We start from the raw sequence: 19888 nt of genomic DNA, 5'->3' as shown, positions 1-19888 counted from the left end.
ATAACAAATGCAAGAGTCGCCCAAGTACTGGAAGGGAATTGAGGAACTGGAGAACTCACCGGAGTTCATGAAGAATGCACTCACCGAGTTTGCAGACTTCCTGCCGGTGAAGGAAACGTATGGCTCTTCCGATTCTACGGTAGCCCCACGCCGCGACTTCCTCAAGCTAATGGGCTTCGGCCTGGCTGCCGCTACCCTCGCCAGCTGCGAAACCCCAATTAAAAAGGCAATTCCGTACCTGAATAAGCCGGAGGAGGTTGATCCAGGCATTGCCAACTTCTACGCTTCCACTTATTTCACCGGTCAGGATTACAACAGCGTGCTGGTGAAGACCCGCGAAGGTCGTCCGATCAAGCTGGAGGGCAACCCAGAGTCGCCGATTACGCGTGGTGGCCTGTCGGCCCGTGCGCAGGCCTCGGTACTGAGCCTCTACGATGGTGCTCGTCTGCAGCACTTCGCTATCAAAGGCGCGAAGAAGGACAAAGACCAGGTCGATCAGGAAATCCGCACGGCACTGGCCGCGGGTGGCCGCGTTGCTATTGTGTCGCCAACCATCATTAGCCCTAGCACCAAGAAAGTTATTGCTGAATTTGCGGGCCGATACGCTGGTACCGAGCACGTCATGTACGACGTGAATTCAGCTTCAGGCCTGCTCCGCGCCAACGGCGGGGTACTGCCCAGCTACGACTTCAGTAAAGCTGACATTATCGTAAGCCTAGGTGCTGACTTCCTTGGTACCTGGATTTCGCCGGTAGAACACGCCCGTCAGTACGTCACTAACCGCAAGGTTAGCGCCGAAAAGCGCTCCATGTCGCGTCACTACCAGTTCGAAAGCGCCCTAACCCTGACCGGCTCCAACGCCGACGTGCGGGTGCCAGTGAAGCCTTCGGAAATGGGCGCTACGGCAGTGGCTCTCTACAATGGTATTTCAGGCGGTGCTGCTGCCGGCAGTGCTCAGCTGAAGAAAGCAGTTGCTGATCTAAAAGCGGCTGGTAGCCGCGGTCTGGTGGTTTCGGGTTCCAACGACCCGGCTGTTCAGTCCCTCGTTACCGCCATCAACCAGAGCCTCGGCAGCGCCGCCGTTGACGTAGCTGCACCATCCATGGTGCGCCAGGGTGACGACGCCCGCATGGACCGGTTGGTGAAAGATATCATCAGCGGCCAGATTGCCACGGTGATTTTCTACCACGCCAACCCCGTGTTTGACCACCCAATGGGTGCTCAGCTGGGAGAGGCACTGAAAGGTGGTAAAGTAAAGACTACCATCTCACTGAACGACCGTCTCGACGAAACCGGCAGCCTGTGCACCTACGCCGCTCCCGACCACCACTGGATGGAGTCGTGGAACGACTATGAGCCTAAGCGCGGCTATCTGAGCTTAGCGCAGCCGGTTATTTCGCCGCTGTTTGCTACGCGTCAGGCGCAGGATTCGCTTTTGGTTTGGGCCGGTAATCCGACCAGCTACTACAACTACCTGCGTGCCCAGTGGCAAACACTGCTCGGTGGCGATGCAAAAGCGTGGGATAAGGCAGTACACGATGGGGTAGCTATGGGCTCGGCCTTGGCGGCTGCTCCAGCGCAAGGTGCCGTTATGGGGGCTGCTGAAGCTATCAGCGCAATCAACTCGGCTCCCAAGCCTACGGGCACAGAGCTTTGCATCTACGAAAAGGTAGGTGTAGGCAACGGTTCGGAGGGCAACAACCCATGGTTGCAGGAACTGCCTGACCCGGTATCGAAAGCTACTTGGGGCAACTACGTGGCTGTGCCACGCAAAATGGCCGAAGAAAAAGGCTGGGCTCAAGGCGACGTGTTGAAGGTGACGGCCAACGGCAAGTCCATTGAGCTGCCAGTACTTGTTCAGCCAGGCCAAGCCGCCGGTTCGGTTTCGATTGCGCTGGGCTACGGCCGTACCAAGGCTGGTAAGGTAGGTGACAAAGTAGGGGAGAACGTATTGCCTTTCGCGGTAATGCGCAACGGGGCTATTCAGTACGCCAACTCAGTGACGCTGGAAAAAACCGGTGCCACCTCGCCCATCGCCCAGACCCAGACCCACCACACCATCATGGACCGCAAGCCGGTGGTGCAGGAGTCGACGCTGGCCCAGTACATCAAAAACCCGAAAGAAGTAACCGAGTATGAGCTGCTCACGACGCCGGAAGGCAACGTGAAGCCCAACAAGGTGTCGTTGTGGCAGGACTACGAGTACAAGAATCACCACTGGGGTATGGCCATCGACCTCAACTCGTGCATTGGCTGCGGCTCGTGCGTAGTGGGGTGCCAGGCTGAAAACAACGTAGCCGTAGTAGGCAAGCAGGAGGTTATCAACCGCCGCGAGATGCATTGGATGCGGATCGACCGCTACTACAGCTCCGACGCCAGCAAGGAGGATTTCGAGGAAAAAGGCAAGCTGGCTACTTATGCCGCTATGGAAGACCCATCCGAAAATCCTTCGGTTATCTTCCAGCCGATGATGTGCCAGCATTGCAACCACGCACCGTGCGAGACAGTGTGCCCGGTACTGGCTACCACGCACAGCTCGGAAGGACTCAACCAGATGACCTACAACCGCTGCGTAGGTACCCGCTATTGTGCCAACAACTGCCCGTATAAGGTTCGTCGTTTCAACTGGTTCTCGTACTACTCCAACGAGAAGTTTGAAGCTGTAAACGGCCACATGTTCACCGACCTCGGCCGTATGGTGCTGAATCCGGATGTGACGGTACGGGCTCGTGGTGTGATGGAGAAATGTTCGCTCTGTGTGCAGCGTATCCAGCTTGGTAAGCTTGAAGCCAAGAAGCAAAAGCGTCGTCCGAAGGATGGTGAGATTGTTTCGGCCTGCGCCCAGTCCTGCCCTACGCAGGCTATCGTATTCGGTGACATGCGTGACCCTGAGTCACGTCTGTCGAAGCTGTTGCGTCGGGAAGATGGCGAGCGGGCGTTCCATGTACTTGATGCCATCAACGTGCAGCCGAACATGACCTACCTGACAAAAATCCGCAACACGGAAGAAGTTCGCAACGCATAAACCAGTAGTTGGGGGCTTGGGAGCCTGAGGTCTTGGTTTTTCAACCAGATACCATTTCCGCAAGAAGCTGAGCCCCTGAGTTCCCAAGACCCAAAAATCTAAAACTATGCAGCACGTATCGCCTGTACGGGAGCCGCTCGTAACCGGGGGGAAAACGTACCACGACGTCACCCAAGACGTGTGCCGCCAGGTAGAAGCCGCTCCCAACGTTCGTTGGATGGCCGCTCTGGCCGTGGCTCTTTTCTTCCTCGGCATCTTTTTCTATTCTGTATACCGCACCTTATGGTACGGCATCGGCGAATGGGGCCTTAACAAAACCGTTGGTTGGGCTTGGGACATCACCAACTTCGTGTGGTGGGTAGGTATCGGCCACGCCGGCACCCTAATTTCAGCCGTTCTGCTGCTGTTCCGTCAGAAGTGGCGGACCTCTATCAACCGTGCTGCCGAAGCCATGACCATCTTCGCAGTAATTTGCGCGGCCATGTTCCCGGTACTGCACATGGGTCGTCCGTGGCTGGCTTTCTACGTGTTTCCGCTGCAGAACACACTGGGCTCACTATGGGTGAACTTCAATTCGCCGCTGCTCTGGGACGTATTCGCCATTTCGACTTACTTCACGGTGTCGCTGGTGTTCTGGTACACGGGTCTGGTACCTGACTTCGCCACCATCCGTGACCGGGCTAAAGGCCCGATTGCCAAAGTAGCGTACTCGCTGCTGAGCATGGGCTGGAAAGGTTCGGCCAAACACTGGAGCCGCTACGAAACGGTGTCGTTGATTCTGGCTGGTGTTTCGACCCCGCTGGTACTTTCGGTACACACCATTGTATCGATGGACTTTGCTACCTCGGTTGTACCAGGCTGGCACACCACCATCTTCCCGCCCTACTTCGTGGCTGGCGCTATCTTCTCGGGTTTCGCCATGGTACTGACGCTGATGCTCATCACCCGCGTCGTATTTAAGCTGGAAGACTACATTACGCTGGAGCACATTGCCCTCATGAACAAAATCATGATGGTAACCGGCTCGATTGTAGGGGTGGCCTACATTACGGAGTTCTTCATTGCTTGGTATTCAGGTGTTGAATTCGAACAGTATGCCTTCATCAACCGCGCAACTGGTCCTTACTGGTGGGCTTACTGGTCGATGATGACCTGCAACGTAATTTCGCCTCAGCTAGTGTGGATTCGGCGTATTCGTTACAGCATTCCAGCTACGTTTGTGCTGTCGATTATCGTGAACATTGGTATGTGGTTCGAGCGTTTCGTGATTATTGTTACCTCGCTACACCGCGACTACCTGCCGTCCAGCTGGGTTATGTTCTCCCCAAGCATCATCGATATCGGTATCTATGTTGGTACGCTGGGTTTGTTTTTCACCTTGTTCCTACTGTTCGCCAAGTTCTTCCCGGTAATCAACATGGCTGAAGTGAAGTCAGTGCTGAAGTACACGGTCGATAACGGCCCGACGTACACCGGCCACGATCCACACCACAACGCAGTTCATCAACCCGCCACCCACGGCGTGCCGGCTTCGGCTCCCATAAACTACGATAAGCATGACTAAGCGCTTCGCCCTCGGCATCTTCGAAGACGAAGACGTGCTGCTGCACGCCGTTGAAAACGTCCGCGAAGCGGGCGTTAAAATCTACGAAGTCTTCACCCCGTTTCCGATCCACGGTATCGACGATGCCCTTGGCATTGAACGTTCCCGGCTGCCCATTGCCGCTTTCTTCTACGGGTTGGTTGGTCTGTGCTTTGCCCTCTGGCTGCAGATCTACACGCTCGGTTTCGACTGGCCAATGATTATCGGTGGTAAGCCGCACATCGCACTTCCCGCCTTCATTCCAGTATCCTTTGAATTGACGGTATTCTTCTGCTGCCATGGTATGGTGATTACCTTCTATACCATCAGCAAGCTGTATCCTCGCTGGAAGACGCCTGTTCTGGATGTGCGCTCCACCGACGACAAGTTTGTGATGGCCATCGAGCTGAACGAGAAGACCGACCTGAACCATCTGACGCAACTGCTGCGCGCCAACGGCGCCTCGGAGGTGAACGAAAAAGAAATGACCAAATTCTAATGACGCATTCGCTGAAACTAGGTCTGCAAGCGTCGGCCATCCTGTTTGCTTCGGTGCTGACCACCGGCTGCAACCGCGCCGATGATCCTGGCATTGAGTACGCCCCGGAGATGTACGAGTCTATTCCGTACGACCCCTTGCGTCAGGTGAATGCCAATACAGTAAATCCAATGGGCATCAACCAGCGCACCCCTGTGGTGGGTACGGTAGCCCGCGGCAAAGCTGAGTATTATTCGCACATCGCCAAAGATGATGTGGCTACTGCCGAAACCAAACTGCGCAACCCCTATTCCTACACCAAGGAAAATCTGGAGGAAGGAAAGGCACTGTATGTGCGTAACTGCCAGCACTGCCATGGCGAGCAAGGCGATGGTCAGGGGCCGGTAGGCATCAAGTTCAAAGGTGTACCGAACTACTCGGCAGGTGCTTATAAAACCATGAATGACGGGCACATTTACCACGTCATTCAGTGGGGCCGCAACCGGATGATGCCGCATGGCTCACAGGTAAATCCTGAAGAGCGCTGGAAAATCTCCATGTACGTTCGGGCCCTACAGCTAGGCAAAGGCGCTGATGGAGTTGCTGACTTGCTGAAGGCCAATGGTGGTTCAGCAACGGGCGTAACTGCTGCCGATTCGTCGCAGACTACCGACTCGCAAACTCAGGCTCCTGTTCAGGAAGCTCAGGCAAACAAGGCTTCGGAAAATCCGGGCCAAGGAGACCAGGCACGTAACGGCACCGCAAACTAATCCACTATGGCAACTCTGACGCAACACGAAGGCGTTACGGCGGAATACCTGGAGGTTTCAGCCGGTACTCGCAAGAAATTCATGATGATCATCTTGGCCGGCATTCTGCTGCTGGTGATTGGTTTGATTGTCGCCTACTTCAACATCGGTGCTGAGCACGCTGAAGGCGCCGCTGGCGCCCATGGTGCTGTGGCTGGTCATGCAGGAGGCCACCACGGCAGCCCTCTGTGGCTGAAGCGCCTGATTGTAAGTCTATGGCACAACAACGTATTCTTCACCGGAGTATCGGTGGTAGGTACAGTATTTATGGCTATTCAATACGTAGCCTACGCCGGCTGGTCGGTTCTGATTAAGCGGGTGTATGAAGCTCTCAGTGCCTGGGTTATTCCAGGTGGTGTACTGATGGTGCTCATTTTCTTGGTAAGCCTGATCAACAATGACATCTTCCATTGGACGGTGCCAGGCATCATGGAGAAGGGCAGCGAAACCTATGATGCCATCATTGCCGGCAAGTCGGGCTTCCTGAACATGCCGTTCTATCTGTTCCGTATGGTGTTGTTTATTGCCATCTGGGCATTCTTCACCAAAAAGCTCCGCGACCTGTCGTTGGCAGAAGATCTAAACGGTGGCACCGAGTACTTCCACAAATGCATCAACGTATCAGCAATCTTCTTGGTACTGTTCGCAGTATCATCGTCGATTGCTGCCTGGGACTGGGTGATGTCAGTTGACGTACATTGGTTCTCGACGATGTTTGGCTGGTATGTATTCGCTTCTTGGTGGGTATCCGGCATTGCGGCCACCACGTTGTGCACTATTCTGCTGAAGGATGCTGGCTACCTGCGCTGGGTGAAAGCAGGCCATCTGCACGATCTGGGCAAGTTCATGTTTGGCTTCAGCATTTTCTGGACGTACGTGTGGTTCTCGCAGTTCATGCTTATTTGGTACGCTAACCTTCCTGAAGAGTCGGTGTATTTCAACCAGCGTTTGGGCGGCTTTAACAACCAGTATACATGGCTATTCTTTTTCAACCTGATCATCAACTTTGCCTTTCCTTTCCTTGTTCTTATGACACGGGATGCAAAGCGCCAGATGATCATGCTGAAAATTGTTACCATAGCTATTCTGATCGGCCACTGGTTTGACTTCTATTTGATGATCATGCCTGCAACTATGCAGGAGAATAACGGGTTCATTATTGAGTTTGGTGTTGCACTGGTGTTCTTGGGTAGCTTCCTGCTGCTCATGACCAAGCGGTTGTCGCAGGCTTCGCTGGTGCCATTGCACCACCCATTCCTCGACGAGAGCGTGCACCATACCACCTAATCAGACATGAGTACTGGCAGGGGAGGAGCGTAGGCTTCACTGCATCTCGCTGCTCCGCTACCACTCTCAAAAATCTCACCTCTTTCCTTACCTAATGACTGCTCTTGGTATTCTGCTGGTGTTGGTGTTGCTGCTGGTCGTATTCGGCCTGTTGTTCCGCCTCCAGATTCTAACCTCGATTTTCTCTGGCAGCTCGGCCCGCGAATTTGGGATGAGCAACCGCGTGAATGCGGTGCTGATGATCATCTTTATGGTAGTTGGTGGCGCGGCCTTCGCTTGGTCGTTTGGCGACAACTTCAATAAGATGAATCCGCCGATTGCCTCGGTACACGGCTTGGCCACAGAGCGCATGTTCTGGACTACGATGATCATCATCGGTATCGTGTTCGTGCTGACGCAGGTTGCCCTGTTCTACTATTCCTATAAATACCAGCAGAAAGACGGCCGTCGTGCTTATTTCTTCCCGCATAACAACAAGATCGAAATCATCTGGACGGTAATTCCGGCTATTGTGATGGCTGGTCTTGTATTCGCTGGCTGGAAGGAGTGGACCCGTATTACGGGGCCAGCTCCTAAGGATGCAGTAGTTCTGGAAGTAATGGGCAAGCAGTTCAACTGGTTGGTACGTTATCCAGGTCGTGACCTGAAGCTGGGTGTAGTTAACTACCGCCTGATTGATGCCACCAACGAGTTTGGCTTCGACCTGACCGATAAGACGGGTTTGGATGATTTTGTTGCCGGTGAAATCCACGTGCCAAAAGGCCACCCGGTATTGCTGAAGATTCGCTCGCGCGACGTGTTGCACGCTGTATATATGCCGCACTTCCGTGTGCAGATGTACGCTGTACCCGGTATGCCGACCAAGTTCTGGTTTACGCCTACCAAAACCACCGACGAGATGCGCGCCCAGCTTGGCAACCCAAAGTTCAACTATGAGCTTGCTTGCAACCAGATCTGCGGCCGTGGTCACTTTGCCATGAAGCTTAACATTGTGGTAGACGAGCCAGACGATTATGTTGCTTGGTTTGGTCAGCAGAAATCTTTCTCGGAGCAGAACCCAGATGTACTGGCTTCCTTCAAACAGAAAGAAGAAAAGCTGGTTGTAAAGGAGGCTGCTGCTGCCGTGACGGTACCTGCTGCCAATGCTTCTCTCTAATTCAACGCAGTTAATTTGTACGCTTTCTATGGCTGCTAATCTTCCCACTCAAGTGCAGGGCGGCATCGGGGTAACCGAGCCAGGCATCGAGCACGACGAGCACCTGCACCACGACGATCATCACCACGACCAGCATTGGCTGTTCAAGTACGTGTTCAGCACGGACCACAAGGTGATTGCCAAGCAGTTTCTGATTACTGGTATCTTCTGGGCTATCCTGGGTGGTACGCTCTCCAGCTTGTTCCGTTTGCAACTCGGCTGGCCCGAGTCGACGATGGAGTGGCTGACTCCTTTCCTTGGCAAGTGGATTGAGGCAGGTAAGCTGAACCCGGAGTTCTATCTGGCGCTTGTAACGATGCACGGCACCATCATGGTGTTCTTCGTGCTGACTGCGGGTCTGTCGGGTACGTTCTCCAACTTCTTGATTCCGCTGCAGGTAGGTGCCCGCGACATGGCTTCGGGCTTTATGAACATGTTGTCGTACTGGTTCTTCTTTGTTTCCGGTATCATCATGTTCACCTCGATGTTCCTGGAAACCGGTCCTGCTTCGGCTGGCTGGACAATCTACCCACCGCTGAGCGCCTTGCCTCAGGCTATTCCCGGCTCCGGCATGGGCATGACGATGTGGCTGGTGTCGATGGCTTTGTTCATCGTTTCGCAGCTGCTGGGCGGTGTTAACTACATCACTACGGTAATCAACCTCCGGACCCGCGGCATGAGCATGAGCAAGCTGCCGCTCACCATCTGGTCGTTTTTCCTGACGGCTATTTTGGGTCTGTTGTCGTTCCCGGTGTTGTTCTCAGCTGCTTTGCTTCTGATCTTCGACCGTTCGTTCGGTACGTCATTCTTCTTGTCGGATATCTACATTGCCGGTCAGGCGCTGAATAACACGGGCGGTTCGCCGGTACTGTTCCAGCACTTGTTCTGGTTCCTGGGTCACCCCGAGGTGTACATCGTAATCATGCCTGCTATGGGTATGGTATCGGAGATTCTCGCTACCAACGCTCGTAAGCCCATCTTCGGCTACCGCGCCATGATTGGTTCGCTGCTGGGTATTTCCTTGCTGTCGTTCGTAGTGTGGGCTCACCACATGTTCGTAACGGGCATGAACCCTTTCCTTGGATCGGTCTTCATGTTCCTGACACTGATCATTGCGGTGCCATCGGCCGTGAAAACCTTCAACTGGCTGGCTACACTGTGGCGCGGTAACATCCGCTTCACCACGGCCATGCTTTTCTCAATTGGCTTTGTGTCGCTGTTCATTTCGGGTGGTCTGACGGGTATCATCCTCGGCAACGCGGCCCTCGATATCCAGATGCACAACACCTATTTCGTAGTGGCTCACTTCCACTTGGTAATGGGTAGCTCGGCTTTCTTTGGTCTGTTTGCTGGTGTGTATCACTGGTTCCCGAAGATGTTCGGCCGTATGATGGACGAGAAGCTGGGTTATATCCACTTCTGGCTGACGTTCATTGGAGTATATCTGGTGTTCATGCCGATGCACTACGTAGGTATTGCCGGTTTCCCTCGTCGCTACTACGCTTGGACTGGCTTCGACTCTTTCAGCCAGTTTGCTGACTTGAACAAGTTTATTTCGGTGGCTGCTATTCTGGCGTTTTTCGCTCAGTTTGTGTTCATCTTCAACTTCTTCTACAGCATCTTCCGCGGCCGCCGCGCCAGCGAAAATCCATGGCGCTCGACCACACTGGAGTGGACTACGCCGGTTGTTCCCGGCCATGGCAACTGGCCTGGTGAGATTCCAGCTGTCTACCGCTGGCCCTACGATTATAGCAAACCAGGCGCTGCAGACGACTTTATTCCGCAGAACGTACCGTACTCGAAGACCCAGTCCTCGAACCTGCCGTACGAAAGCGAAATGGAGTAGTCAACATTTGGCAATCTTCCCGAAACGGGCCGCTGTTTTTACGGCGGCCCGTTTTGTTTTGCAGTAAACTAAGCCCACAGTAGTGCTGTTTTACACTTGGCGTTACTATCGGCGTAAGGCAACTAGATTTTCTTTTTTTGACTGATGGCGTGATGGTAGGTGACGCTCCTTTTCCTATGACCCAATCTACTTTCGTACGGCGTTTCCGCTTCTTTGGCATTCTGACGGTAGTAGCAGTGTACCTGCTGATTTTGGTAGGTGGTATTGTCCGGAGCACAGGCTCTGGTATGGGCTGCCCAGATTGGCCTAAGTGCTTCGGGACATGGGTGCCGCCCACAACTGTTAGCCAGTTGCCGGCCAACTACAAGGAAATCTATACCGAGCAGCGGGTGGCCAAAAATCAGCGCATTGCTAAGACGCTGGATAAGCTAGGCTTCAGCGAGGTAGCTGCACAGATTTTTGCGCATCCTACGCAGTATGTCGAAACCGACTTTAATGCTACCAAAACTTGGATTGAGTACCTGAACCGGTTGCTAGGGGCGCTGATTGGCGTATTTATCTTCCTGACGGTGTTGCTGGCGTTGCCGTATCTACGCCGCGACCCGGTGGTGTTCTGGCTGGCCTTTATTTCGTTGGTGCTGACGGGTTTCCAGGGCTGGCTAGGCTCCTTGGTGGTATCTACCAACCTGCTGCCGGAGATGGTAACGGTGCACATGGCGGTGGCCTTGCTGATTGTGGCGCTGCTCATTTATGCCGTGGACCGTTCTCAGCGCGAAAGGGCTGCTGTTGATCAGCCCGATACGAGTTGGATACCAGCGTCGGGCCTTACGCTGTGGCTGTGGGTAATTACGCTAGCTACGTTCGGTCAGATTATTCTGGGTACGCAGGTGCGTGAGCAGATTGATGTGGTGGCCGTTGCCGCCGAGTATGGCAGCCGAGGTACTTGGGTTGAGCAACTGGGGCTGACGTTTAAGGTACACCGCTCATTCTCGCTGCTGCTGCTGTTGCTTAACCTGTTTGTGGCTTTCCGGCTGTACCAGACCCGCTCTCAGCACCTGCGCACGCTTGCCAACGCTGTGCTGCTGCTGCTGGGCCTGGAAATAGCGGCTGGTGTAACGCTGGCCTACTTCGCGCTGCCTGCTGCTGTGCAGCCGGTGCACCTGACGCTGGCCACCGTGCTTTTCGGCGCACAGTTTCTGACCATCATCCGCTACCGGCGCCAGACGAAAACACCAACGCAGGCCGCTATTCCGCGCGTTGTTGCGTAACTTTGCGGCCCGGTTTGGAGTGCTTCCGCCGCCCGTGTTGTTTTAACTGCTAATGATCAAAGCCAGGGCGTATTTTCAACTGCTTAAGTTTCGGCTGGCCCTGACGGTCGCCTTCTCCAGTGCCATTGGTTTTTTATTGGGGGCTCAGGCGTTTGATTGGGGCCGGGCGCTGCTGGTAATGCTGGGTGGCTTGGCCATCACCGGCTCGGCAAACACCATTAACCAGATCTACGAGAAAGACCTCGACAAGCTGATGAAGCGCACTGCGAAGCGGCCGTTGCCGCTCGGCATCTTGTCGGTATCTGAAGCCTGGGTGTTCACCATCGTTTTGGGCGCATTTGGGCTTGCGCTGCTGGCCTACTGCTTCAATCCGCTGGCCGCAGCCCTGTCGCTGATTTCGCTGATTATTTACGGCTTCATTTACACGCCGCTCAAGCAACTGTCACCGATTTGCGTGTTCGTGGGCGCCATTCCGGGCGGGCTGCCACCGTTTATTGGGTGGGTGGCCGCTACCAACGCCATTACCGGCGACGCCAGCATTGGTGGGTGGGTGCTGTTCGGCATTCAATTCATGTGGCAGTTTCCGCATTTCTGGGCCATTGCCTGGGTGCTGGATGATGATTACCGCGCCGCCGGCTTCAAGATGCTGCCTTCACCAGGCCGTAAGGACCTGCGCACAGCCTTTCAGATCATGACTTACACGCTACTGCTGATACCGATGAGTTTGCTGCCGCTGCAATTTGGCATCAGTGGTAAAGTATCAGCGCTGGTGGCGGTGGTGTGTGGCGTGCTGTTTTTGATGCAGACTTTCTACCTGATGCGCACCTGCACGAAGAAAGCAGCCATGAGCATCATGTTCGGCTCCTTTCTTTACCTGCCCATCGTGCAGATTGCCCTCGTTCTTGATAAACTCTAGTGTTGCTTGTTGACTCTTTTGCGTGGTTGTTTGTTGAAGCTATGGGGCCAGCCTGCTGCCTGACATACGCCGCAACCACTGCCCCCAAAAGCGAGTAACAAACCCCAACTCTCATGCAAACCACCGAATCTTTAGAAACCAAAGAGCCCGGCTCCGGCCTGCACCCGATGCGGCTGTTGCTGATTTTGATGATCATTAGTATCATCATGATGTTCGCGGCCTTCACCAGCGGCTTCATCGTGCGCCGCGAGGAAGGCAACTGGCGCGAGTTCGACTTGCCAATCAGTCTGCTCTATAATACCATTGTGATTGTGCTGAGCAGCGCTACTATGCAGTGGGCTTACGCTTCGGCCAAGCGCGACGAGTTGGGCCGTGCCAAGCTGGCCATGGGCCTGACGGTGCTTTTGGGCTTCGCCTTTCTGGTGGGCCAGTGGTACTCGTGGGGTGATTTGATTGCCGGCCGTACCTATTTTGGTGGGGTAGATGCCAACCCTTCCGGCTCATTTGTGTATGTACTAATGGGCGTCCACGGATTTCACCTCATCACCGGCGTGATTTTTCTGGTCAAGACCTACCTGAAAACCCTTCGCTATCAGGTGCATTCGCGGCAAATGATGCCTATTGCCAACTGTACCATCTACTGGCACTTCCTGGGCGGGCTTTGGTTGTACCTGTATTTGTTCCTACTTTTGAACCACTAGTTTCGTCTTACCCCGCACTATATGTCCACGATTTCCACGACGCAGCCCCTCACTACTGCCAACGCCGCCGACCGGCCGCGTAGCGGCAACTGGGACGGAGGCAACGAGCCCTTCAAGGCCAGCTATGGCAAGCTGATGATGTGGTTCTTTCTGCTGTCGGACGCCTTCACGTTCGCCGCGTTCCTGACCACCTACGGCCTGATTCGTCACCGCTATCCAGCTTTTGATGCTGCTGCAGGCAAGGCATTCGAGTTTTCGACGGCGTACTGGCCGGTGCCCGACAAAGTATTCAACGGCTTTCCTGGCCTGCATGGCATGGACGTTCCGCTGGGCTTCGTGGCCCTGATGACGATGATTCTCATCTTCAGTTCCGTGACGATGGTGCTGGCCGTAGAAGCTGGTCACCGCATGGACAAAAAGGATGTGCAGAAATGGCTGCTCTGGACTATTCTGTTCGGCGCAACTTTCCTGGCCTCGCAGGCATGGGAGTGGAGCCACTTCATCCACGGCACCGAAGAAGGCACAAAGATGCTGGACGGTAGCACAGTGTATGGCGCCAACCTAGCGGTCAACCAGTACGGCCCAGTGCTGTTTGCTGACTTGTTCTTCTTCATTACCGGTTTTCACGGCACGCACGTATTCTCAGGGGTTTGCCTGTTGGTATGGTCGTTTATTGCCACCACCAACGGCACGTTTGAGAAGCGCGGCCACTACGAGATGGTCGAGAAGATTGGCCTATACTGGCACTTTGTGGATCTGGTGTGGGTGTTTGTCTTCACCTTCTTCTATCTGGTTTAATCGGCTTGGCAGCTGAGCTACGAAGGGTACACCAGGTACTCTCAGGTAGCTCAGCTACGCAGCTATTCAACACTTCAACCATTCACGACAATGGCTAACCACGCAGGCACTGAGCCTACCGCTCCCGGCGAAATCGCCAAGCCAAATACCGGTTGGATCTGGAAGACTTTCTGGATTCTGGTTGGTATCACAGCTCTAGAGTTCGTGTTCGTATTCCTGATGGATCCGAGCACACTTCGCAACTCTATCTTCATCGTTCTCACAATTTTCAAGGCGTTCTTTATCGTCGCTGAGTTCATGCACTTAAAGCATGAAGTGAAAGCCCTGATCTGGACCATCCTTATTCCAATGGCGCTGCTCGTTTGGCTGCTGATTGCCTTGGTAACAGAGGGTTCTTACCAGAATTCGTTCTGGAACGTATTCAACTAACTGCATGAGGCCCAAACACGTCCTGTTGTTGGGCCTCTTGCTGTTGGTCCCGGTGCTGGCTTTCGTGTTTCTATACACCTTCGGCACCAACCGTTACGCGCTGCCCACTTACCTGCCCACCAAAGTCGATTCGACCTTGGTGGAAGGTAAGTGGCGGCGCGACACTGTTTTCCACCAGTTGGCTGATTTCCAACTCACGTCGCAATCCGGCCGGGTGGTAACGCAGCGCGAGGTGGCAGCCAACGGCCTCTATGTGGCCAACTTCTTCTACACCACTTGCCCCGGAGCCTGCCCGCGCATGAACAGCCAGATGGCCCGGGTGCAGGAACGGTTCCGTAAAGACCCCCGGGTAAAGCTCGTGTCCTTCACCGTAGACCCGGCCCGCGACTCAGCGGCCGTACTGGAACGCTACGCTGAGCAGTACGGCGCTATTGCTGGTAAATGGTTTTTTCTGACCGGTGACAAAACGGCGCTTTACCGGTTAATCACCGATGAGTTTCGGTTGGAGGCTCCCCGCGGCGAAACGCCCGGCATTGAGCACAGCCAGAACCTCTACCTGATAGATCGTGCCCGCCGCGTGCGCGGCATCTACGACGGTACCAAACCCAAAGACGTTGAACGCCTCATGACGGAAATCGACGTGCTGCTCTACACGTATGAACACGAATAATCCTTCTGCTCCGGCTGGTGGTAACACCAAATTCAAAGTGCTGGCTGCTGTACTTGGCGCAGTCATTCCGGTGGCCGTGGCAGTTCTCTATTACTTTCCTAACGTGTTCCGCATTGAGGGCGCGCAGGTGAAGGCATTGCCGGCCGTGAATGCCGTATTGAATTCCCTGACGGCGCTGCTGCTGATGGCTGGCTACTATTTCATCCGGCGCAAGGATGTGGCCAAGCACCGCGCCATGATGGGCTTGGCGTTCCTGATGGGTTCGTTGTTTCTGGTGTCGTACGTGGCGTATCACTCGCAGGTGCCCAGCACCACATTTGGGGGCCAGGGGCTGATTCGGAGCGTGTACTACTTCATTCTGCTGACGCACATTTTACTGGCGGCCGTAACAGTGGCGCTGGTGCTGTTTACGCTTTATTTTGCCCTCACCGAGCAGTTTCAGAAGCACCGCCGCATTGCCCGCTGGACCTACCCAATCTGGCTGTATGTGTCCGTGACGGGTGTGATTGTGTACTTCATGATTTCGCCTTACTACACCTAAGAAGGTGGCTGGAGTAGCCGATAGCTAGCACCTAGCTCCATTTGACGAAGCCCGCGCAACAATCTAAAAAACCGGCGCACTTATCCGGCCACGTCACCAAACCATTACGCTGTAAACGCAGTTGGTAAGAGTATGAAAAAGCTGTTTGTTACCTCGGTTTTTGCCCTTCTGTTGGGCGTGTTGTTTTGCCTGACGCCGCGCCAGGTTGCCGCGCAATGCACCATGTGCAAAACGCAGGTGGAGTCGGCCCGTTCGGAGAAAGATGGCTACGACTTCTCGGGCCTCAACAAAGGCATTCTGTATATGGCAGCCATTCCTTACCTGTTGGTGGGGGCTGTCGGCTATTTCTGGTATCGCAACGCCAAAGCCAAGAAGCCGGCGCGCCGGTAGTAACTGCCAAGACTGCCGAATTGAAAAATACTGGTACGCCATCCTGAATGAGGGCCAGCTAGGAAATGCCGCCAATTGGCGGCATTTTTGTTTGGTAGCGGCTTCTGCGGAGCCGTGTGCTGCCGCTCAATCCTGCGCCTGTTGAAGTTCGCCCGATTCCTGCCGCCCGCTTTGCTGCTGGTCGCTTTCCTTTGTTTTGCGGGGGCCTACCTCAGCAACCGATACAGCCAGACGCCCGCTGTGCTGCTGCGTGCTGATGCATTGCGGCTGCAAAAGCTGGTGCTGGAAGCCGAGCAACGAGCCGAGCGGGAAGCCACTCAAGTGCTGACTCAGGCCACCCAAGGTGAGTTGCGCTTCGGTACGCTGGTGGGGCGTACCACTTATCCGTGCTTTGTGTACCAGAACGGGCAGCTCCGCTATTGGTCAGACCACACCACCCGGCCACAGCCCGAGAATGTTGGGCAGAGCTTCAGCGAAAAGCTGGTGGATATGCAGTTTGGGCGGTACCTGGCGTTGCGGCAGGCGTCGGGCCCTTATGTGGTGCTGACCTACGTGCCGCTGGAAAAGAGCTACGGCATCAGCAACCGTTACCTGCGTGACGGTTCGGAAAAAGCGTTGTTCCGGGGGCTCAATGTGCGGCTGGTTACTGAAAAACAGCCGGCGCTGCCCACGCTGTATTCCGAGCAAGGCAACTACTTGTTTTCGCTGGAACGACTGCAGCCCAACCCAATTACCGGCAAGTATATCCCGATGGCCTTGCTGGTGGCGGGCCTGCTTGTGTACCTGGCTGGCTGGCTGATTTGGGCCCGGCGACTATTCAGTGCGGGGCGGGTGCTGGCTGGTTCTGCCGCCTTGCTGGTGCCGCTGGGGCTACTGCGGGCCGTGCTGCTGTATTTGGGCTTGCCGTTTTCCTTTATCGAACTGCCGTTCTTCGACCCACGAGTGTACGCGGCATCCTGGCTGTCACCGTCTCTCGGCGACTTGTTCATTAATGCGTTGCTGCTGGCATTGGCGGCGTATTGCGGGTTGCGGCTGTTCCGGCACTACAACCCCAACCGCTGGGTGGAGCGCCTTACCAAGCAGTCGGACCGCACGATGGTGGGTGTGGTGGCCGGCGTGGTGTTTTTTGTGCTGCTGGAGCTGCAGTTCCAATTCTACTCCAACAGCTTCAATAACTCGCAGGTCATTCTCGATGTCACCCAGGATATTTCGGTGTCTTGGTTTAAGTTACTCCTGACGCTGGCCATTGCCTTGCACACCAGCGCGTATCTGGTGGGCTTCTATCTGGTGTCGCAGCTGTTTAGTGCCACGCTGGGCACCAGCAAGGGGCGCGAAGGCGTGTTCGGGCTGGGGCTGGGGGCGCTGCTGTTTCTGCCGGTGGGTATTGCGCTGGGGCAGGTGCAGGTGATACTGGTGGGCATTACGCTGTGGTTTTTCCTGCTGCTGCGCCTGACCGGGCTGCGGCGTGTGGCCGCCATGGTCACCTACCAAGTGTACCTATTCATTTTCCTGATGCTCAGCATCAGTGCCGCCATTGGGGCGCTGGCGCTGTTCGAGCATTTCGACCGGCAGCTGGTGCAGAACAAGCAGAACCTGGCCGGCAACCTGATGACCGACAACGATCTGCAGGGCGAGTTTCTGCTCACCGAGCGGGCCCGCGAAATTGCGGCCGACCCGCTGATTCGCAAGGTGCTGGCCAGCCCGTTCGCCAGTCCGGAAGTGGTGCGCCAGAAAATCCTGAAGCACTATCTCGGCGACTATTTTGATAAATACGAAGTGGCCGTGTCGTTTTTTGATGCCGCCGGCCGACCCATTGGGGCGGGGCAGGGCGCCGAAACTCTCTCGCAGGTACGGCGCCGGCTGCTGCAGAACTCCACCCGCACCGACCAGATGAACCTGTTTCTGGTGCGCGGCAGCAACTCATTCAGCACCCGGCGCTACGTTGATTTCGTGGCCGTGCCGAGTACAGGGCGTGGCACGAATACGGTGCTGCTGGAGCTTATGCTTAAGAAGCTGACCACCTACAGCGTGGTGCCTGAGCTGCTGGTCGACCAGAATTTCTTTCAGCCCGGGTTGGGTGCCGAACTGAGCTACGCCGGCTACGAGCAGGATCGGCTGGTGTACAGTGAAGGGGATTTCGACTACGTGAACCGCCTGCGCCGCCAGCAATACAACGACCCGCGCCTCTACCGCACGGGCCTGGTAGTTGGCCGCTTCCACCACTTGGCCGTGCGCGACGAAACTCAGCACCGCACCGTGGTGGTAACTACCGCCACCTACAGTTTTTCTGATTGGCTGGCCAACTTCTCGTTCCTGTTTTTGCTGCACACATTCTACTGGTTGCTGGGTATGGCGCTGTATCTGCTGGCGCGCGGCCAGTACCTGGCCGTGCTGCGCACCAACTTCAGCACCAAAATTCAGCTGTTCCTCAACTTCGGGATTCTGGTGCCGCTGGTGCTGGTGAGCATTGCCACGGCCAGCCAGGTAACGTCGTCGTATAAGCGCGACCTGCGCCGCACGTATGAGCGGCGCGGCCGCACCGTGCAGGACAACCTGCTGCAAAACCGCGCCCTGCTCACCGATTCAATGGGCCGGCCCGCGTTGCTGGCCCTGGCCGACAACGTGGCCTCACTTACTGAAACCGACCTCAATCTCTACGATGCCGCTGGCCAGCTTATCGTCAGCAGCCAGCCCATCATGTTCGAGTCGGGGATACTGGGGCCGCTCATGAACCCGCAAGCCGTGGCTTCGCTCAAAGAACGCACCCAGCCGCGGGTGCTGCTGCTGGAGCGTGCTGGCTCGTTGTCGTTCAACTCGCTGTATCTGCCGCTGCGGGCCGCCGAAACCGAGGCCGGGCAGGCTGGGCGGGTGCTGGGCTACGTGGGTATTCCGTTCTTCGATTCTGAAAAAGAGCTGGACAACAAGCTGATAGAGCTGATTTCGACGCTGCTCAACATTTTCACGGGCATGTTCATCGTGTTTCTGGTCCTCACGTTTGTGGCCTCGCGCATGCTCACCAACCCGCTAAAGCTGCTCACGCAGAAGCTCCGGCAAACCACGCTCACCAACCGGAATGAGATGCTCGACTATCAGTCGGACGACGAAATTGGGCTGCTGGTGCGCGAGTACAATGCCATGCTGCTCAAGCTGGAGGAAAGCAAGCTGGAGCTGGCCACTCAGGAAAAAGAAGCCGCCTGGCGCGAAATGGCCCGGCAAGTGGCTCACGAAATCAAAAACCCGCTCACGCCCATGAAGCTGAGCCTGCAGTTTCTGCAGCGCGCCATCCAAGACCAGCGCCCCAACCTCGACGAGCTCATTGCCAAGGTTTCACAGACGCTCATCACCCAGATTGACGTGCTGACGGACATTGCCACCTCGTTCAGCAATTTCACCAACCTGCCCGCCATGCGGCCCGAGCGACTCGATGTAGCGTCTATTCTGCGCCGCTGCGTGGAGCTGCACCAAGGCAGCCGCCCCGATGCCCACATAAAGCTGGAATTGCCCGCCGAGGACGCGCCGGTGCTGGTATTTGCCGACGAAAACTTGCTGGTGCGCACGTTCAACAACCTGCTCATCAATGCCCTGCAGGCAGTGCCGGAAGGTCGCCCCGCGCAGATTTCGGCCCGGCTGAGCGTGCCCACCGGCAAACGGGTGCAGATTAGCATTCAAGACAACGGCGCCGGCATTTCCGACGAGGTGCGCGAAAAAATCTTCATTCCCAATTTTACCACCAAGGCTACGGGCTCCGGCATCGGGCTGGCCGTGGCGCGCCGTGGCATCGAAAGCGCCGGCGGCAGCGTCTGGTTTGAAACTGAAGAAGGCACCGGCACCACATTTTATATTGAGTTGCCGCTGGCCGGTTGAGGTAGCGCGCAACAAAACAGAGCATCCCGGTAACCCGCACGAATCCGCCCGGTTTTTACGTTGAGCTACCGGCGACCCGCCGGCGTGTA

The 19888-nt window shown here is 55.6% G+C and carries 16 protein-coding genes; all 16 read left to right on the top strand.

The annotated features are described in order from the left end of the window. Nucleotides 1-7: 7 nt before the first annotated feature. The gene (locus tag H8B14_RS00785; RefSeq protein WP_187313731.1) at nt 8-3025 is read left to right on the top strand and encodes a TAT-variant-translocated molybdopterin oxidoreductase; all 3018 of its coding nucleotides are present in this window, start codon (nt 8-10) and stop codon (nt 3023-3025) included. Nucleotides 3026-3131: 106 nt separating this feature from the next. Next, nucleotides 3132-4589, top strand: a complete 1458-nt coding sequence (nrfD, locus tag H8B14_RS00780) for an NrfD/PsrC family molybdoenzyme membrane anchor subunit (RefSeq protein ID WP_261989838.1) — start codon at nt 3132-3134, stop codon at nt 4587-4589. Continuing rightward, nucleotides 4582-5106 carry a DUF3341 domain-containing protein gene (locus H8B14_RS00775; protein ID WP_044016625.1) on the top strand — a complete coding sequence of 175 codons (525 nt, stop codon included), beginning with the start codon at nt 4582-4584 and terminating at the stop codon, nt 5104-5106. The genes nrfD and H8B14_RS00775 overlap by 8 nt, the downstream gene beginning before the upstream one ends. Further along, nucleotides 5106-5855 (top strand): c-type cytochrome, encoded by a 750-nt coding sequence (locus tag H8B14_RS00770; RefSeq protein WP_187313730.1) that lies wholly within the window; start codon nt 5106-5108, stop codon nt 5853-5855. The genes H8B14_RS00775 and H8B14_RS00770 overlap by 1 nt, the downstream gene beginning before the upstream one ends. 84 nt (nt 5856-5939) lie before the next feature. Continuing rightward, nucleotides 5940-7181 carry a quinol:cytochrome C oxidoreductase gene (locus H8B14_RS00765; RefSeq protein ID WP_261989837.1) on the top strand — a complete coding sequence of 414 codons (1242 nt, stop codon included), beginning with the start codon at nt 5940-5942 and terminating at the stop codon, nt 7179-7181. A 94-nt stretch (nt 7182-7275) separates the two neighbouring features. Next, entirely contained in the window at nt 7276-8337 is a 1062-nt protein-coding gene (locus H8B14_RS00760) for a cytochrome c oxidase subunit II (RefSeq protein ID WP_187313729.1), read from the top strand. A 28-nt stretch (nt 8338-8365) separates the two neighbouring features. Beyond that, nucleotides 8366-10222, top strand: a complete 1857-nt coding sequence (locus H8B14_RS00755) for a cytochrome c oxidase subunit I (RefSeq protein WP_261989836.1) — start codon at nt 8366-8368, stop codon at nt 10220-10222. Nucleotides 10223-10398: 176 nt separating this feature from the next. Continuing rightward, nucleotides 10399-11490, top strand: coding sequence for a COX15/CtaA family protein (locus tag H8B14_RS00750; protein WP_187313728.1), 1092 nt, complete (start codon nt 10399-10401; stop codon nt 11488-11490). A 52-nt stretch (nt 11491-11542) separates the two neighbouring features. Further along, nucleotides 11543-12406, top strand: a complete 864-nt coding sequence (gene cyoE, locus H8B14_RS00745) for a heme o synthase (protein WP_187313727.1) — start codon at nt 11543-11545, stop codon at nt 12404-12406. Between the two features lie 113 nt (nt 12407-12519). Further along, complete coding sequence (locus tag H8B14_RS00740; RefSeq protein ID WP_187313726.1) at nt 12520-13107, top strand: cytochrome c oxidase subunit 3; 588 nt, start codon at nt 12520-12522, stop codon at nt 13105-13107. A 21-nt stretch (nt 13108-13128) separates the two neighbouring features. After that, a complete protein-coding gene (locus tag H8B14_RS00735; RefSeq protein WP_187313725.1) occupies nt 13129-13905 on the top strand; it encodes a cytochrome c oxidase subunit 3 in 777 nt (258 codons plus the stop codon). A 90-nt stretch (nt 13906-13995) separates the two neighbouring features. Continuing rightward, nucleotides 13996-14334, top strand: a complete 339-nt coding sequence (locus tag H8B14_RS00730; protein WP_187313724.1) for a cytochrome C oxidase subunit IV family protein — start codon at nt 13996-13998, stop codon at nt 14332-14334. Nucleotides 14335-14338: 4 nt separating this feature from the next. Further along, the gene (locus H8B14_RS00725) at nt 14339-15004 is read left to right on the top strand and encodes an SCO family protein (RefSeq protein WP_187313723.1); all 666 of its coding nucleotides are present in this window, start codon (nt 14339-14341) and stop codon (nt 15002-15004) included. Further along, nucleotides 14991-15545 carry a DUF420 domain-containing protein gene (locus tag H8B14_RS00720; protein WP_187313722.1) on the top strand — a complete coding sequence of 185 codons (555 nt, stop codon included), beginning with the start codon at nt 14991-14993 and terminating at the stop codon, nt 15543-15545. Before H8B14_RS00725 ends, H8B14_RS00720 begins: the two co-directional genes overlap by 14 nt. Nucleotides 15546-15677: 132 nt before the next feature. Continuing rightward, the gene (locus H8B14_RS00715) at nt 15678-15935 is read left to right on the top strand and encodes a hypothetical protein (RefSeq protein WP_187313721.1); all 258 of its coding nucleotides are present in this window, start codon (nt 15678-15680) and stop codon (nt 15933-15935) included. A 141-nt stretch (nt 15936-16076) separates the two neighbouring features. Then, nucleotides 16077-19799, top strand: a complete 3723-nt coding sequence (locus H8B14_RS00710; protein WP_187313720.1) for a sensor histidine kinase — start codon at nt 16077-16079, stop codon at nt 19797-19799. The last annotated feature ends 89 nt before the right edge of the window (nt 19800-19888 follow it).

The organism is Hymenobacter puniceus, from assembly GCF_014333525.1.
In the GTDB taxonomy this organism is placed as follows: Bacteria; Bacteroidota; Bacteroidia; order Cytophagales; family Hymenobacteraceae; genus Hymenobacter.
The sequence above is the reverse complement of the archived record's forward strand: the minus strand, read 5'-3'. Positions and strand labels throughout refer to the sequence as shown.